We start from the raw sequence: 16,912 nt of genomic DNA, 5'->3' as shown, positions 1-16,912 counted from the left end.
GGGGAGGCGCACGGAAGAGGCCGTGCGGTACCGGCGCCCGGGCCGAGGGCCGAGGGCCGGGGCGTTGGGGACGGGACGGCGCGAGGCCTGTGCCTACCAGCTGGGCGGAGTGATCACCCAGATCGAGGTGGCGGGCTCGTCACCGGGGTTGGCGTACCAGTGGGGAGTGCTGGAGGAGTACGTGATGGAGTCGCCCGCCTCGAGTCGGTGACGGACGCCGTCGAGATAGACGTCCTTCACCCCCGAGAGCACGATGCCGAACTCCTCGCCGTTGTGACGGAAGGGCGTGGCGCTGGTGTCGTGGCCCGGCTGGGTGACCACCCACAGGACCTCCAGAGCGCCGTTGAGCGACGGGGTGAGCAGTTCGTAGCGGTCACCGTCCGCCGGGTCCGAGCCGTGGAAGTCCAGGTTGCGGCGCTCGTGGGCACGGACCACCGGGCTGACCTGCTCGGCGAGATGGAACAGCCGCCCGATCGGGACATCCAGACCGTGCGCGATCTGCACCAGGCTGGTGAAGGAGGGATTGCCCTTCCCCCGCTCGACCTGGCTGATCAGCCCGGTGCTGATGCCGGACCGGCGGCTCAGCTCGTCCAGGGTCAGATCGGCCTGCTTGCGCAGGGCCTTGATCTGCAGGCCGACCGTGGCGACCAGCACATCGAGGTCCGGTCGGCCGTCCGGCATCGGTGCGTCGGTGTCGTTCACGGTCTCCACCTGTCCCTGGGGGATGTGTCGTGCGACATATTGAAGACCTTCATGATGCTGAAGACAACCCCTGATGTTCATCTTTCTGAAGCCGGGCGGGCGTCCGCCATGCAGAGCTGAAAGGACCCGGCCGCCGAGGGCGCGCAACAGCTCTGGCCGGCGCGCAGTGCGGGGACTGCCGTGCGCACACCGACGGGTCGTACGGCGGCACACGACCGAGGCCATGGGGCCAGGGCCGTCCGCGACCTGGGCCACAGGTGGGCCGTACTGACCGACCACTCGCCGCGGCTTACCGTGTGTTCGGCCCTTGGGGGCCGAACGCCAAGCGGCCGCGCGGCAGATCGAGGTGGTCCAGGGCACCGCACTTGGACTCCAAGTCCGGCACTTTGTACGTCAGTTGAGCGCCCGCCACGCCCCGTTCCACCGTCTCGTGCGGGCACCTCATCACCGAGGAGACGCGTGCCGACACGGCGAAGGCCCTGAGGCAACTGACGACGCACCGAGCCGGCAATGCGCGGGGCGAGTGAAGGCCTGCCGAGGGGATCGCGCAGGCCCCGCGGAACCAAAGGAGTTCAGCATCCCAGTCGTGCCACCCGCGGCCGGCAGGGCGAGCGTCCGGGGCTAGGGTGCGCGCTCGTGAACGCTGCCGAACTGGACCGACGGGCCCGAACGTACGACGGGTGGATCCCCACCGATCTGGTCGCGTACCTCATCGAGCATGGGCATCTCGACGAGGTACGACTCCAGGCGCACCGCGGAGACTGGTTCTGCGCGAACACGTGGGCACGATTGCTCGCCGCTCAGGATCGCCGGGACGAGGCACTGGAGGTGCTCGCCCCGTTCGTCGAAACGGGTTGGTGGAAGGCGGCCCGCAGCGTCGCCGAGCTGCTCGAGGGGTGGGGACGGGCGGACGAGGCGATCGCACTCGTCCGTCCGTACGCGGAGGCCGGGGAGCGACTGGCGCTCAAGCATTTCGCGCTGCTGCTCGCCCGGCACGACCGGGCCGAGGAGGCGTACGCCCTGCTCCGGCCGCACATCGAGGACTGGTTCCTCGCCGACGCCCTGGTCGAGGTGACCGCCGGTCTGGGCCGGGACGAGGAGGTCGCCGCGTTGCTGGCCGCCCGCGTCGAGGCAGGGCACCGGTGCGACGGGCCGCCGTGCGGCAGACGGACTCCCGAACTCCACAACCCCGTTGACCTGTTGGCTACCGTACGCGAGCGACAGGGGCGGATCGACGAGGCGATCACCCTGCTGCGCACCCGCGAGACCACGTCGGTCAACGGCCGTGACCAGCTGGCCGATCTGCTGGCCCGCCACGACCGGATCGACGAGCTGCGGGAGTATGCGGTGACCGAGACCCTCGGGGACGCGGCCCGGTGTCTCGCCGAGCTCCTGGAGGGGCGCGGGGACGTGGCGGGCGCGGTCGAGGCGTACCAGCCGCTGGAGGCGCACGGTTCGCCGAACGCGGCGGTGCGGCTCGCGGAGCTCCTGGCCAGGCACGGCAGGGGTGAGGAGGCGATCGAGGTGCTGCGGTCCCTCCCGAGCTCGAAGGGCGGCGACGCCGACTGGGTCGTCGACACCTTGTGCACGCTGTACATCGATCAGGGCCGCGCCGAGGACGGCCTGGCACACCTCGACGACCTCAAAAGCACGGCTCGGCTCGGAGGACTGGGAGTTCTTCCGCCTGCGGATCCGGCTTCTCGCCTCCTGCGGCCGAGTGGAGCAGGCGATCGAGGAAACGCGAGCCCGCCCCGATGCGGATACCTGGTACGGGGCCCAGGACCTCGCCGAGCTGCTCTCCGAAGCCGGGCGCCCGGAGGTGGCCGTCGCGGTCCTGGACCCGACCCTCCCGGCCAACTTCAGGGTCCTCGCCGCACACCTCATGGAGCTCGGGCGCGTCAAGGAGGCCGTGGCCGTACTCCACCGGCCGAGACACGTAGCTTCTCTCACCTGGAGTGCCACGCCGCCCTGGTAGCTGACAGGTGCCGGGGCCCGGCCCTGCGGCCATCGGCCGGCACCCACTCGGGCGCGAGTTCGTCACGGCACGCAGCCCTGACTAGATGTCACCTGCGCAGCTGCGGCACACACTTCAGCCGCGCGAGTCCGCCTCCGGCCTCACCACGTCCGTGATCCGCCGGCAGCACGGCGAGCACATCGCCGTAACGCCCGACCGTCCGAGCGGTGTTGGGTGCCGACCCACGCCTCCTCTCCGACAGTATTCTGTATACTAACGGTGCTTACGCTCATCGATGGATTGCCCTGTTGCCCCAACTCGGAGGAGACATGGAAGATCTGGACCCCACGGTGGTTCTGGGCATGACGGCCCAGGCACCTGACGGCGTAGTGATCATCGACCGGGAAGGGCTCATCCGTTACTGGAACCACGGTGCGGAGCGGATATTCGGGTTCTCGGCGGCCGAGGTCGCCGGCCGCAGCCTGGACGTGATCATTCCCGAACGGCACCAGCAGCGTCACTGGGACGGTTTCGAGAAGTCCATGGCCACCGGGACCACCAAGTACGGGGACGACGACCTCCTGAACGTCCCCGCGGTGGGCGCCGGGGGCAGGAAACTGTCGATCGAGTTCAGCGTGGTGCTCCTGAACGACGCGGAAGGACAGCCGGGTTACGTCGGGGCGGTCATCCGGGACGTCACCGCGCGTCGCGCCCGGGAGAAGGAGATGTACCGCCAGGTGGCGGCCGCCAAGGCGGCCCACACGACGGCCTGACCCCCGCCCTCCGAGGCCGTCCCAGGCCGTCCTAGGCGATGAAGCCCCCGTGCCGGCACGGGGGCTTCGCCGTACGCAGTCCCGCACACCCACGGGTGCCCCGCGCACGAGGATCGCGCGCGGGGCACCCGTGGGGCGGTCCGGGGTCAGACGATGATCTGGCTCTCGCGCAGCTTGACGATCGCGTCCGCGTCGTAGCCCAGGTCGGCAAGGACCTCGCTGCCGTGCTCGCCGAGCAGCGGGGCGCCCTTGATCTCGGGCTTGAAGTTCGAGAACTTGATGGGGCTGCCCACGGTCAGGTAGGTGCCACGGCCCTTCTGCTCGACCTCGACGATGGTGCCGCTCTTGCGCATGTCGGCGTCCTCGGCGAGCTCCTTCATGCTGAGCACGGGCGCACAGGGCACCTCCCACTTGCGCAGGATGTCGACCGCCTCGTACTTGGTCTTGTCGGCGAGCCACTTCTCGATCTCGCCGAAGATCTCCATGATGTGCGGCTGACGCGCCTTGGCGCTCGTGTACTCCGGGTCCTCGACCCACTCGGGCCGGCCGATGGCCTCGGCGGTGCGCTTCCAGTTCTGCTCCTGGATCGTGAAGTAGATGTAGGCGTTGGGGTCGGTCTCCCAGCCCTTGCACTTCAGGATCCAGCCCGGCTGGCCACCGCCGCCGGCGTTGCCGCCGCGGGGCACCGCGTCGCCGAACTCGCCGTTCGGGTACTGCGGGTACTCCTCCAGGTAGCCGACCTTCTCCAGGCGCTGCTGGTCGCGGAGCTTGACGCGGGTCAGGTTGAGGACGGCGTCCTGCATGGACACCGACACCTTCTGACCCACGCCGGTCGCGTTCCGGTGGATGATCGCGGTCAGCAGGCCGATCATCAGGTGCATGCCGGTGTTGCTGTCGCCGAGGGCCGAGCCGCTGATGGTCGGCGGGCCGTCCCAGAAGCCCGTGGTGGACGCGGCACCGCCGGCGGCCTGGGCGACGTTCTCGTAGACCTTGAGGTCGTTCCAGGACGAGTCGTCGTTGAAGCCCTTGACCGAGCCGAAGATCAGGCGCGGGTTCAGTTCGTGGATGTGGTCCCAGCCGAGGCCCATGCGGTCCATGGCGCCCGGCGCGAAGTTCTCGACCAGGATGTCCGCCTCGCGGATCAGCTTCTCCATGACCTCCTTGCCCTCGGGGGTCTTGGTGTTGATGGCCAGCGAGCGCTTGTTGCTGTTCAGCATGGTGAAGTACAGCGCGTCGAGGTCGGGGATGTCCCGGAGCTGGTTGCGGGTCACGTCGCCGCCCTGGGGACGCTCGACCTTGATGACGTCGGCGCCGAACCAGGCGAGCATCTGGGTGCACGCGGGACCGGCCTGGACCCCGGTGAAGTCGATCACCTTGATTCCGGCGAGCGGCTTGTCACTCATGTGGCTTCCTTCTTGTGAGTTCGCGGTGCGCGGGTGAGCAGTGCTGGAGAACGGGGCTTCGGTGATACGGGCTGTCACTTCTTCGCCGGCGTGATGTTGCCGACGGTGATGCCCTTGGGGTTGAGGTGCGAGATGTGACCGCTCTCGGTACCGGCCGACGGGTCGATCGCGCAGTCGATGAGCGCCGGTCCGCCCGAGGCCAGCGCCTCGGTGAGGGCGGCGGTGACCTCGGCGGGCGTGGTCGCGTGGTAGCCCTTGCCGCCGAAGGCCTCGATCATCCGGTCGTGCCGCGCCGCGAGCATCAGCGTCGTCGGGGACGGGGCGTCGTCGAGCGGGTTGACGTCGTCGCCGCGGTAGACGCCGCCGTTGTTCATGATGACGGTGACGACCGGCAGCTTGTAGCGGCAGATCGTCTCCAGCTCCATGCCGCTGAACCCGAAGGCGCTGTCGCCCTCGACGGCCACGACCGGCTGGCCGGTCTCGACGGCGGCGGCGATCGCGTAGCCCATGCCGATGCCCATGACGCCCCAGGTGCCGCTGTCGAGACGGTGGCGCGGCACATGCATGTCGATCACGTTGCGGGCGATGTCCAGTGCGTTGGCGCCCTCGTTGACGAGGTACGTCTCGGGGCGCTGGTGCATGACGTCTCGTACCGCCTTCAGGGCGCCCATGAACTGCATCGGGTGCGGGTCGGCCTTGAGGCGCTCCGCCATCTTGGCCACGTTCTGCGCGGAGCGCGCCCCCAGTTCCTCCCGCCAGGCGGTGGGGGTCGCGATCCGGCCCGGCTTGGTCCGCTCGGCGAGCGCTTCGAGCACCGACTCGATGTCACCGACGAGCGGGGCGGCGATGGGCTGGTTGCTGTCCATCTCCTTCGCCTCGATGTCCACCTGGACGAACTTCGCGTCGGGGTTCCACTGCGGTGCCTCGCCGTGGTTGAGCAGCCAGTTCAGGCGGGCGCCGATGAGCATCACGACGTCGGCCTTCTTCAGCGCCAGCGAACGGGCCGTGGCCGCCGACTGCGGGTGGTTGTCCGGCAGCAGGCCCTTCGCCATCGACATCGGTACGAAGGGGATGCCGGTGGACTCGATGAACTCCCGGATCCGGTCGTCGGCCTGCGCGTACGCGGCGCCCTTCCCGAGCACCACCAGCGGCCGCCGGGCACCCGCCAGGAGCTCGATCGCGCGGTCCACCGCGTCGGGTGCGGGCAGCTGGCGCGGCGCCGGGTCGACGAGACGGCTCAGCGTCCTGTCGCCGTCCGCCTTGGGAAGGACGGAGCCGAGCACCGCGGCCGGGATGTCGAGGTACACACCGCCGGGCCGGCCGGAGATCGCGGTGCGCAGGGCCCGTGCGATGCCGCGCCCGATGTCCTCCACCCGGCTCACGCGGTACGCGGCCTTGCAGAACGGCTGCGCGGCGGCGAGCTGGTCCATCTCCTCGTAGTCGCCCTGCTTGAGGTCGACGAGGTGCCGCTCGCTGGAGCCGGAGATCTGCACCATGGGGAAGCAGTTCGTGGTGGCGTTCGCCAGCGCGACCAGCCCGTTGAGGAAGCCCGGAGCGGACACCGTCAGACAGATGCCCGGCTTCTTGGTGAGGTAGCCGGCCGCCGCCGCCGCGTGTCCCGCGTTGCTCTCGTGGCGGAAGCCGATGTAGCGGATGCCCTGCGCCTGCGCGAGGCGGGCCAGGTCGGTGATCGGGATGCCGACCACCCCGTAGATGGTGTCGATGTCGTTCAACTTCAGAGCGTCGACGACCAGGTGGTACCCGTCGGTGAGCTCGGCCGGAACGTCGGCGGTCGCCGCGGTCTCCAGTGGTGAGGGGGCGGTCATGGTCCGAGGTCCTCCTTGGGCAAGTCATGCCGGTGCGGCTGCTCCTCTCACCTTCCGCAGCGCGCATCCCCGCGTCCAAGACCTATCGGCGACCAGCCGATAACCAGCATCTATCGAGTCGTGCCGCACCGGTCCGCAGCTCGGTTGATAGCCCCCTGCTATCGCGCGTTCGTCAGTGCGTATTGGACGGGCAACTCGCGCCCCGCGCAGGCTCGCAGTCGACCGCTTTCATCAGACCTGGCGCGAGGAGGTGCGGTCATGGCCGTTCCGGCCGCAGCATCCGTGCGCGACCCGAACCGGTACCCGCCCCCGGCGGTCACAGGCCTCGTCGATCTCCTCGACCGGCACGTACGTGAACGCCCCCGCGCCCGAGCACTCGTCGTCAACGGGGACCGGGGGGAGCTGTCCTACGGCGCCCTCGCCGCCCTGGCCGACGACGTGGCCGGCCGGCTGGGCGGCACGGGGCTGCGCCGCGGCGACGCGGTCGCGCTCGTCTGCGCCAACACCGCCGAGTTCGTCGTCGCGCTCCTGGGCGGGGTACGAGCCGGGCTGGTGATCGCGCCGATGGACCCGGCGCTGCCCGCGTCACAGATGTCCGCCCGGCTGGAGGCGCTGGGGGCGCGGGCGGTGCTCCTCGGTCCTCCCGCGGCGGGTGCGGCGCCGATCGCGCAGGTCCCGGTCCCGACGTGGACCCTCCGTGTGGACGTACCCCGTGGCGGGTCGCCGGTGGCCGTCCTCGACACCGGCGCACTCACGGCCGCCCCTCACGTGGGCGGCGCGACTCGGGAGCTCGCGGTCGATGACGCCCTTGTGCTGTTCACGGCGGGGACCACCGACCTGGCCAAGATGGTGCCGCTGACCCAGGCGAACGTGGCCGCCTCCGTCCAGGGCATCTGTGCCTGCTACGAGTTGGGGCCTGACGACGCGACGGTCGCGGTGATGCCGTTCTTCCACGGTCACGGGCTGTTCGCGGCGCTCCTGGCCACCCTGGCCAGTGGGGGGTGCGTCCTGCTGCCCGCAGGGGGACGGTTTTCGGCGCACACGTTCTGGGACGACATGCGGGCGGCGGACGCCACATGGTTCACCGCGGTCCCGACCGTCCACGAGATCCTCCTGGAGCGATCGGCGATCGAGCACCCGGGTCCCCTCGTCCCGGCCCTGAAGTTCGCGCGCAGTTGCAGTGCCCCCCTCAACACGGCCACGCAGCGGGCGCTGGAGCGCACGCTGGGCGCGCCGTTGCTCTCCGCGTACGGAATGACGGAGTCCGCCCATCAGGCGACCAGTGAGCCCCTGCCGCATCAAGGGCTCCTCAAGCACGGCTCGGTCGGCCGGCCGACGGGGGTGGACGTACGTGTCCTCGATCAGAACGGTCACATGTGCCCGGTCGGCACGGAGGGCGAGATCTGGGTGCAGGGTCCTACCGTCGCCCGCGGCTATCTGGCCGACCCGGCCGAGACGGCGCGCAGTTTCGTCGACGGGTGGTTCCGCACCGGCGATCTGGGCTCACTGGACAAGGACGGGGACCTGTTCCTGACCGGGCGCATCAAGAACCTCATCAACCGCGGAGGCGAGAAGATCTCCCCCGAGCATGTCGAGGACATCCTGGCCGGGTGTCCCGGTGTCGCCGAGGCGGCGGTGTTCGCCGTACCCGACGCGACGTACGGGCAGCGCGTCGGCGCCGCCGTGGTCGTGCGCGAGGGCTGGACCACCGGCTCCGAGGAGATCCTGCGGTACTGCCGCAGTCGGCTGGCCCCCTTCGAGGTGCCCGACCGGCTCGAGGTCGTCGCCGCTCTGCCTCACACCGCCAAGGGGGGTCTCGACCGGTCGGCAGTGGAGGCCCGGTTCGCGCGCTGACGCCGCGCGGGCGGGTCTCACCTGACGAGGTGCTCGGACGCCAGCGGCTGGTCGAAGAACTCGTCCAGCGACAGGCCCGCCGCCGCGGTCATGAACGCCCGCGCCGCGACCGAACCGGGGGTCGCGGCGTGGATCGCCACCGAGACCTGCGCCCGGGCGACCGGGTCCACCAGCCGGACGGCTCTCAGCCTGCCCGTCACCGGCATGGCGCGCAGCCAGGTGTGCGGCACGATGCTCGCGCACGCGCCGATGCCCACGTTGGCGTAGAGAGTGGCGACCGAGTCGGTCTCGACCTGCGGGGTCACCACGACCCCGCTGTCCGCGAAGGCGCTGTCGATGACCTGGCGGATCCTCATGTCGGGTGTCAGCAACGCAAGCGGCAGCTGGGCCGCCTCCGCCCAGGTCATGGTGTCGGTCTGGGGCAGCAGCTGGTCGCTGGACGCGAGCAGCATGTACCGCTCCTCGTAGAGCGGCATCACCTGCAGGCTCTCCCGGTCGTCCGGGGCGAAGTGGGCGATCGCCGCGTCCAGTTCGAACGCGCGCAGCTGCCGGGTCAGCTCCGTCGTCGACAGACGGGAGCGGACCTGCACCTTGGCCAGCGGGTGTGCCGCGCAGAACGCGGCCACGGGAAGGACCACGGTCGTCGATGCCGTCGGTTCCGCGCCCAGCCGCAGCGTCCCGGTGATGCCGGACTGGACGGCGGCCACCTCGGCTTTGAACGCCTCCTGCTCGGCGAGGATCCGCTTGGCCCACACGACGAGCCGCTCGCCCTCCGGGGTCAGGCCCTGGTACTTGTGCCCACGGTTGATCAGTGTGACGTTCAGCTCCCGCTCGAGCTTGGCGATCGCCGCCGAGAGCGCGGGCTGCGACACGAAGCAGGCCTCCGCCGCGCGGGCGAAGTGCCTCTCCCTGGCCACCGCCACGAAGTACTCCAGCTGACGGAACAGCATGAACGACTCCTTTCTGCCTGGGCCGCGGCCGCGCCGGCACATTCTGCTGGAGTCGCTGGGCCGCCCGTTCCCGCTGGTCAACTCCCCGGACGTGGAGAACGTCCCCGGCGGGCCGGCGACACGCGAACGGGATGCGGTGCGGCGGCCGCGTCCTTCCAGGCGGCTCCGATGTGTCTGTGCCGGAGTCGTCGTCGTACGAGGTGCACCGCCGGCCCGCCACCTCGACGGTGCCGGAGCCTGGCCCCGAAGCAGCCGGGACGGGGCCAGGTGCCGCGACATCGTAAGGGGTGGTCGGTGGTCGTCCGGACGGCGGTCCGGTGGTCTGTCGGTGTTCCGTTCCGGGTACGCGGGTATCCCGCGCCCGCGCTAGGCGGGAACCGGCTCCTGGGCCCTGCCGCCGTTCTCCATGCCTGCGGTGGAGCGTCGCGCCAGGAGGTCGGTGGCGGCGTGGACCGCACGCAACGTGGGCGCGTCGGCGCCCGTGATGTCGGCCATTTCCACCACCGCTGTCACGATGGCGTCGAGTTCCATCTGCTTGCCGGCCTCGAGGTCCTGCAGCATGGAGGTCTTGTGGTGTCCCACCCCCTCCGCACCTCGCAGTCTCTTCTCGATCGAGATGTTCGGAGTGCTGCCGACCCTGGCCGCGATGTCGAGGGTCTCCTCCATGAGTTGGGCGACCAGCCGGCGCGTGGGCAGGTGCCGGCAGATCTCGACCATCGTCGCCCTGGTGAGCGCGCTGATCGGGTTGAAGGCGACGTTGCCCATCAGCTTGATCCAGATGTCGTCGCGCAGATTCGCCTCCACCGGGCACTTCAGCCCGCCCGCGACCATGGCCTCGCTCAACGTGGTACACCGGTCGGAGATCGAGCCTCCCGGTTCGCCGATGGAGAAGCGGGTGCCCTCCAGATGCCGGATGACACCGGGCGCCTCGATGACCGTGGCGGGGTAGACGACACAGCCGATCGCCCGTTCCGGTGGCAGCACCTTGCTGGTGGCACCGTCCGGGTCGACCGCCTCGATCCGCCGTCCCTCATAGGGACCGGACAGCTTGTGGAAGTACCACCAGGGAATGCCGTTCTGACCGGCGACCACTGCGGTCCGGTCCCCCAGCAAGGGGGCGACCAACGCTCCGGAGGACGGGTAGGCGTGCGCCTTCAGGCCCAGGAACACGTAGTCGACGGGACCGATCTCGGCCGGGTCGTCCGTGGCGTGGGGCCGTGCCACGAAGTCACCGCGTGGGCTGTTCACCCGGACCCCGTGGGCGCGGATCGCCTTCAGGTGCTCGCCTCGGGCGATCAGGTGGACGTCAGCGCCACCACGGTGCAGTGCCGCTCCGACGTAGGCGCCGATTGCGCCGGCTCCGAGGACTGCGATTTTCACGGCGGCTCCTCTCGATTTGAGGGTGGAGGAATGGATACTGTATGCAGTGTTCTCTCCGGAAGTACAGTCGCATGACAAAAAGACGCTCGCTTCGGATAGTTGACCAAGCCCGGCCACTGCCGAGCCAGGACGGTCGAAAAGGACGAAAAGGAGAGCGATGTCGGATTCACCGCCACAGCAGATCGGTGTCGTCGCCGAGTCCACAGCCGGGGAGACCCGCGTGGCCGCGACACCAGCCAGCGTCCGCCAACTTCTCGGCCTCGGCTACGAGGTCGTCGTCGAATCGGAGGCAGGAGAGGCCTCGGGATTCTCCGACGACGCCTACGCCGAGGCGGGCGCGCGGATCGGCGACGCCTGGCAGGCGGACGTCGTCCTGAAAGTCAACGCGCCCTCGCACGAGGAGATCGAGAAGCTGCGGGACGGGGCGATGCTGATCGGGCTGATCGCCCCCGCGCTGAGCCCCGACCTCCTGGACGACCTCGCACGGCGGCCGATCACCGTCCTGTCGATGGACGCCGTACCGCGCATCTCCCGGGCCCAGTCGCTGGACGTCCTCAGCTCGATGGCCAACATCGCCGGGTATCGCGCCGTGATCGAGGCGGCGCACGCCTTCGGACGCTTCTTCACCGGCCAGGTCACCGCGGCGGGCAAAGTGCCGCCCGCGAAGGTCCTGGTGGCCGGTGCGGGTGTGGCCGGACTCGCGGCGATCGGCGCGGCCGGCAGCCTGGGCGCGGTGGTACGGGCCACCGATCCGCGGGCGGAGGTCGCCGACCAGGTCCGCTCGCTGGGCGGTGAGTTCCTCGCCGTCGAGGTGGAACAGGAGTCCGGCGCGGACGGGTACGCCAAGGCCACGTCCGAGGCGTACGACCGGCGCGCCGCGGAGATCTACGGCGAACAGGCCCGGGACGTCGACATCATCGTCACCACCGCGCTGATCCCCGGCCGCACGGCGCCCCGCCTGATCACGGCGGAGCACGTGGCGTCCATGAAGCCCGGCAGTGTCATCGTGGACATGGCCGCGGCGCAGGGCGGCAATGTCGAGGGCACGGTCAGCGGCAGGGCGATCGTCACCGACAACGGTGTGACGATCATCGGCTACACCGACCTCGCCGGCCGGCTGCCCACGCAGGCCTCGCAGCTGTACGGAACCAACCTCGTCAACCTGCTGAAGCTGCTCACACCCGGCAAGGACGGGCAGGTGACGCTGGACTTCGACGACGTCGTACAGCGGGCCGTGACCGTGGTGCGCGACGGCGAGAAGACCTGGCCGCCACCGCCCGTGCAGGTGTCGGCCGCGCCCGCGAAGCCGGCGGCAGCGCCGGCCGAGGCCCCCAAGGCGAAGGACTCCGGCCTCTCGCCGGCCGTCCGCTACGGCCTGATCGGCCTCGGCATGATCGCGATGTTCCTGCTCATCGCCTACTCCCCCGCCCAACTCGCCGCGAACTTCACCGTGTTCGCCCTGGCCGTCGTCATCGGCTACTACGTGATCGGCAAGGTCCACCACGCCCTGCACACCCCGCTGATGTCGGTCACCAACGCGATCTCCGGGATCGTGGTGGTCGGTGCGCTGCTGCAGATCGGCCACGGGCACATGGCCGTCACCGTGCTCTCGTTCGTGGCGATCCTGCTGACCACCGTGAACATCTTCGGAGGATTCGCCGTCACCCGCCGCATGCTCGGCATGTTCTCGAAAGGCTGAGGATCGATGAACGCAACCACGGCGGCACAAGCCGCCGACATCGTCGCAGCGCTGTTGTTCATCTTCAGCCTGGCCGGGCTCTCCCAGCACCACACCGCCCGCGCCGGGGTGGCCTACGGCATCGGCGGAATGGGGCTCGCGCTCGCCGCCACGGTCGTCGTCGCCGCGCGGGGCATCTCGGCCGGCGCCATCGCGCTGATCCTCATCGCCACGGCGATCGGCGGAGCCGTGGGCCTGTGGCGGGCCCGCAAGGTGGAGATGACCCAGATGCCGGAACTCATCGCCGTTCTGCACAGCCTCGTCGGGCTGGCCGCGGTGCTGGTCGGCTGGAACAGCTACCTCGGGGTCGAGGCCCACGGCGCCGCGCAGACAGAGGTCGCCCACGACCTGCTGCGCATCCACCACGCCGAGGTGTTCATCGGCATCTTGATCGGCGCGGTCACCTTCACCGGCTCGATCGTCGCCTTCCTCAAGCTGTCGGCGCGGATCAAGTCCAGGCCGCTGACGCTGCCCGGCAAGAACGCCCTCAACGTGGGGGCGCTGGTCGCCTTCGTGGCACTGACGATCTGGTTCACGGTGAGCCCGGGCCTCGGCCTGATGATCGCCGTCACCGTCCTGGCGCTCGCGCTGGGGTGGCACCTGGTCGCCTCCATCGGCGGCGGTGACATGCCCGTCGTGGTCTCGATGCTCAACAGCTACTCGGGGTGGGCGGCAGCGGCGGCGGGCTTCCTGCTCAACAACAACCTCCTCATCGTCACCGGAGCGCTGGTCGGCTCGTCCGGCGCGTACCTGTCGTTCATCATGTGCAAGGCGATGAACCGGTCCTTCATCTCGGTGATCGCCGGCGGATTCGGCGTCGAGGCAGCGGCAGGCGGCGACACCGAGCAGGGCGAGCACCGCGAGATCAGCGCCGAGGACGGCGCGGAGCTGCTGACGAACGCCACATCGGTGATCATCACCCCGGGGTACGGCATGGCGGTGGCCCAGGCCCAGCACCCGGTGGCCGAGCTGACCCGGGCCCTGCGCGAGCGCGGGGTCGACGTGCGCTTCGGCGTGCACCCGGTGGCCGGACGGCTTCCCGGGCACATGAACGTGCTGCTGGCCGAGGCCAAGGTGCCCTACGACGTCGTACTGGAAATGGACGAGATCAACGACGACTTCGCCCACACCACGGTCGTGCTGGTCATCGGCGCCAACGACACCGTCAACCCGGCGGCAACCGACGACCCGTCCAGCCCCATCGCCGGCATGCCGGTGCTGCGGGTCTGGGAGGCCGAGAACGTCATCGTGTTCAAGCGCTCCATGGCCTCGGGCTACGCGGGCGTGCAGAACCCGCTCTTCTTCCGCGACAACACCAGCATGCTCTTCGGTGACGCCAAGCAGAGCGTGGAGGACATCCTGCGCGCGCTGGGCCCGGCGGACTCCGGTCCCGCGGCGCCGCGTTCGGGCTCCCGTCCGGCCGAGCAGCCGGCGCACGCCTGACACTTCGCGCAGCGGCGCCGGCACACCCCGTCGGCGCCTCCTGCTCACGTTGTGGTGGGGCCGGGCAGCCGACGGCTTCCCGCCCCACCGCAACGCCGCCCCACGGAAAGGTGGAGTCCATGTTGCTCGACACCTACGGTCGGATCGCCACCGACCTACGGGTCTCCCTGACCGACCGGTGCAATCTGCGCTGCACCTACTGCATGCCGGAGGAGGGCTTGCAGTGGCTGTCCAAGCCCGACCTGCTCACCGACGACGAGATCGTGCGGCTGGTCTCGATCGCGGTGACCGATCTGGGCGTCACCGAGGTGCGCTTTACCGGCGGTGAGCCGCTGCTGCGCCCGGGCCTGGTCGGCATCGTCGAGCGCTGCGCCGCCCTCGACCCGCGCCCCCAACTCTCCCTGACCACCAACGGCGTCGGACTGGCCCGCACCGCCGAGGCCCTGCGCGCCGCCGGGCTCGACCGGGTCAACGTCTCCCTCGACACCCTGCGTCCCGAGGTCTTCCGCACCCTGACCCGCCGTGACCGGCTGCACGACGTCGTCGACGGCCTGAGCGCGGCCCACGCGGCCGGCCTCACACCGGTGAAGGTCAATGCGGTCCTCATGCGCGGTGTCAACGACGACGAGGCCGCCGACCTGCTCGGCTGGGCCGTTGAGCACGGGTACGAGCTGCGCTTCATCGAGCAGATGCCGCTGGACGCCCAGCACGGCTGGCAGCGCAGCGACATGGTCACCGCCGCGGAGATCCTCGAGAGACTCTCCGCACGCTTCACCCTCACCCCCGAGGTGTCCTCCGTGCGCGGCTCCGCGCCCGCCGAGCGCTGGCTGGTCGACGGCGGGCCCGTCCGGGTCGGCGTGATCGCCGCCGTCACGCGGCCGTTCTGCCGCGCCTGCGACCGCACCCGGCTCACCGCCGACGGCCAGGTCCGCAACTGCCTCTTCGCCCGCGAGGAGTCGGACCTGCGCACGACCCTTCGCTCCGGCGCGACGGATCACGACGTCGCCGAACGGTGGCGCGCCGCGATGTGGGGCAAGAAGGCCGGCTCCGGGCTCGACACCCCGGCCTTCCTTCAGCCCCGACGGCCGATGTCCGCCATCGGAGGCTGACCCTGCCGCTCACTGCGTTTCCATGAATCTCAGTGATTCGCTCACGATGGGCTTCAAGGCCGAGGGCCCGTCCGTTGACGGAACCTGGGCCAACGGCGACGTCGCCCTGAGCCGGTATCGCGCATCGACGCCGTCGCCGCCGCCCTCGCCCTGGAGTGGAACTCCGGCAGGGTCGAGGCAACGTGAACCGCATCAAACAGATCAGGAGGGAGGGGTATGGCCTGGCCGGCTTCGACCTTCTCCGCCTCCGAATCCTCCACGCCGACTGACCACCGTCACAGGCCGTGATCGCTCCACAGAGAGGAGATCAGGACCATTTCTCCTGGCCGCCGACACCGTTCGCAGCTGACCGCGCCTCAGTGAGCGGACGTACACCGCGCCGAGCGGCGTCTGCTCGCTGATCTCCGAGCGCGCGGGGGCATGACCGGGCCGGCGGCGGGCGGCACGCGGCATTCCCGTGACCGCCTCGCGGCGCGCCGGCTGCTCTTCGGACAACGGCGTGCGCTCCAGGCAACTGTTCGACGGCGCGTTCGGACAGCGTTGAGGGAGTCAACGCAGGAGCGATGACGGAGGGTGGAGGACGTCCGGTCTCGTCCTGGTCGCGGCCCGGTCCCGTCGCGAACAGCCTCTGATGCGGGAACAGCAGTGAGGGCCCGCCGGACAGGTTCCGGCGGGCCCTCACTGCTGGTGGTGCCTACTTGAGGAGGTAGGCCTTGATCACGGTCTGCTTGAAGGAGTTGCCCGCGGCGTCCTTCACGTACGTGCGCAGCGAGACCGAGCCGCCCGAGGTGCGGTGCGGGTGGTCGACGGTCACGGTCCGCTTCATACCGGAGCCCTCGACCTTGGCGGTGTGCCAGGTCTTGCCCTCGTCGTAGGAGACCTCGGTGGTGAAGGTACGGATCGACGACTCGGCGGCGCCGACCGGACGCTGGATCAGGACCGGGATGTCGAACTCGCGTCCGTCGTCGGCCCGGTTCCACTCGTCCAGTTGCGGGGCCATGCGCACCGCGTACAGCGGCAGCGCCTTGCGTTCCGACGTGGTCTGCGACCGGAACCGCCATTCCGCCCGCAGGTCCGTGGAGACCAGGGAGAGGGGGGCGCGGTCGCGCTGCACCTGGATGTTCAGGCGGTAGTCGGCGGGGGTGGCATCGGCCGGTACGTCGGCGTAGCCCCGGCTTTCCGTGACGAGTTCGCCGTTGCGGTACAGCTGCACGTTGTCCTTGCTGGCGGTCGACGTTCCGGCCACCAGGTCGAGGTTTCCGTTGGCCGCGTCCTGGATCGCGTAGAGGATGGTGTTCCCCTCACGGAAGGTGTTCAGGCCCTCGGGCGAGAAGCCCATGGCCTGCACGCCCTGGTTCCAGCGCTCGTCGACCTTGGTACCGGCCTTGTAGCCGTGCAGGGCGCTGAGGTACATCTGGCCGTGCGGGCTGTTCGGATCCAGGAAGTCGAGCTGGTCGAAGGCGGTCTGCCAGCGCAGGCCCTCACCCCCCGAGAAGTAGTCGACGCGCCGGCTCGGAACCGGGACTCCCTTCATCATGTGCCCGGCGAAGCGGACGTTGCCCACATGCGTGTAGACGAAGCGGAACGCGGGGGCTCCGGATGCGGTGGCGGCGAACGTGCTGTTCACCTCGGCCAGATCCGACTTGCGAGGGTTGTAGGCGGGGTCCGCCGGGATGGCGCCGAACACCGGCCGGGTGAGGTAGTAGACCGAGGACGGGTTCGCGCCGTCGGCGGCGGGCTCGGCCCAGATGCTGCTGACCAGGTAGGTGAACTTCGAGTT

The 16,912-nt window shown here is 70.0% G+C and carries 13 protein-coding genes; 6 read left to right on the top strand and 7 right to left on the bottom strand.

Going from position 1 to position 16,912, the window contains the following annotated elements:
• Nucleotides 1-93 precede the first annotated feature (93 nt).
• Both ABT078_RS34610 and ABT078_RS42960 read right to left on the bottom strand, forming a co-directional pair.
• Nucleotides 94-702 carry a helix-turn-helix domain-containing protein gene (locus ABT078_RS34610; protein WP_351234925.1) on the bottom strand — a complete coding sequence of 203 codons (609 nt, stop codon included), beginning with the start codon at nucleotides 700-702 and terminating at the stop codon, nucleotides 94-96.
• Between the two features lie 621 nt (nucleotides 703-1,323).
• Nucleotides 1,324-2,334: a hypothetical protein gene (locus ABT078_RS42960; RefSeq protein ID WP_502981457.1), complete on the bottom strand. Its 1,011-nt coding sequence runs from the start codon at nucleotides 2,332-2,334 to the stop codon at nucleotides 1,324-1,326.
• 85 nt (nucleotides 2,335-2,419) lie between these two features.
• Between ABT078_RS42960 and ABT078_RS34595 the strand changes: the two genes are divergently transcribed.
• Nucleotides 2,420-2,677, top strand: a complete 258-nt coding sequence (locus ABT078_RS34595) for a hypothetical protein (RefSeq protein ID WP_351234973.1) — start codon at nucleotides 2,420-2,422, stop codon at nucleotides 2,675-2,677.
• 308 nt (nucleotides 2,678-2,985) lie between these two features.
• Nucleotides 2,986-3,429, top strand: a complete 444-nt coding sequence (locus tag ABT078_RS34590) for a PAS domain S-box protein (RefSeq protein WP_351234923.1) — start codon at nucleotides 2,986-2,988, stop codon at nucleotides 3,427-3,429.
• Between the two features lie 146 nt (nucleotides 3,430-3,575).
• On the opposite strand, the gene frc is transcribed toward ABT078_RS34590, so the two are convergent.
• Together frc and oxc are read right to left on the bottom strand one after the other, a co-directional pair.
• The gene (gene frc, locus ABT078_RS34585; protein WP_351234921.1) at nucleotides 3,576-4,832 is read right to left on the bottom strand and encodes a formyl-CoA transferase; all 1,257 of its coding nucleotides are present in this window, start codon (nucleotides 4,830-4,832) and stop codon (nucleotides 3,576-3,578) included.
• A gap of 74 nt (nucleotides 4,833-4,906) precedes the next feature.
• Entirely contained in the window at nucleotides 4,907-6,658 is a 1,752-nt protein-coding gene (gene oxc, locus ABT078_RS34580; RefSeq protein ID WP_351234919.1) for an oxalyl-CoA decarboxylase, read from the bottom strand.
• A 258-nt stretch (nucleotides 6,659-6,916) separates the two neighbouring features.
• Here oxc and ABT078_RS34575 point away from each other — a divergent pair, with 258 nt between their 5' ends.
• Nucleotides 6,917-8,512, top strand: a complete 1,596-nt coding sequence (locus ABT078_RS34575; RefSeq protein ID WP_351234917.1) for a FadD7 family fatty acid--CoA ligase — start codon at nucleotides 6,917-6,919, stop codon at nucleotides 8,510-8,512.
• A gap of 17 nt (nucleotides 8,513-8,529) precedes the next feature.
• Here ABT078_RS34575 and ABT078_RS34570 read toward each other — a convergent pair whose 3' ends face one another.
• Both ABT078_RS34570 and ABT078_RS34565 read right to left on the bottom strand, forming a co-directional pair.
• Nucleotides 8,530-9,462: a LysR family transcriptional regulator gene (locus tag ABT078_RS34570; RefSeq protein WP_351234915.1), complete on the bottom strand. Its 933-nt coding sequence runs from the start codon at nucleotides 9,460-9,462 to the stop codon at nucleotides 8,530-8,532.
• Nucleotides 9,463-9,828: 366 nt separating this feature from the next.
• Nucleotides 9,829-10,842 carry a 2-dehydropantoate 2-reductase gene (locus tag ABT078_RS34565; protein ID WP_351234913.1) on the bottom strand — a complete coding sequence of 338 codons (1,014 nt, stop codon included), beginning with the start codon at nucleotides 10,840-10,842 and terminating at the stop codon, nucleotides 9,829-9,831.
• A 157-nt stretch (nucleotides 10,843-10,999) separates the two neighbouring features.
• Here ABT078_RS34565 and ABT078_RS34560 point away from each other — a divergent pair, with 157 nt between their 5' ends.
• The 3 genes from ABT078_RS34560 to moaA all read left to right on the top strand — a co-directional run bounded on the left by ABT078_RS34560 (nucleotide 11,000) and on the right by moaA (nucleotide 15,132).
• Entirely contained in the window at nucleotides 11,000-12,541 is a 1,542-nt protein-coding gene (locus ABT078_RS34560) for a Re/Si-specific NAD(P)(+) transhydrogenase subunit alpha (protein WP_351234911.1), read from the top strand.
• A 6-nt stretch (nucleotides 12,542-12,547) separates the two neighbouring features.
• Nucleotides 12,548-14,023 carry a Re/Si-specific NAD(P)(+) transhydrogenase subunit beta gene (gene pntB, locus ABT078_RS34555; protein WP_351234909.1) on the top strand — a complete coding sequence of 492 codons (1,476 nt, stop codon included), beginning with the start codon at nucleotides 12,548-12,550 and terminating at the stop codon, nucleotides 14,021-14,023.
• A gap of 119 nt (nucleotides 14,024-14,142) precedes the next feature.
• A complete protein-coding gene (gene moaA, locus ABT078_RS34550) occupies nucleotides 14,143-15,132 on the top strand; it encodes a GTP 3',8-cyclase MoaA (protein WP_351234907.1) in 990 nt (329 codons plus the stop codon).
• Between the two features lie 694 nt (nucleotides 15,133-15,826).
• Here moaA and ABT078_RS34545 read toward each other — a convergent pair.
• Nucleotides 15,827-16,912, bottom strand: a 1,086-nt coding sequence (locus tag ABT078_RS34545; RefSeq protein ID WP_351234905.1) for a hypothetical protein, incomplete at its 5' end; no start/stop codon positions are given.

It is taken from the genome of Streptomyces sp. NPDC002133 (genome assembly GCF_040296405.1).
GTDB lineage: Bacteria > Actinomycetota > Actinomycetes > Streptomycetales > Streptomycetaceae > Streptomyces.
This window is presented reverse-complemented; position numbering and strand designations above follow the sequence as displayed.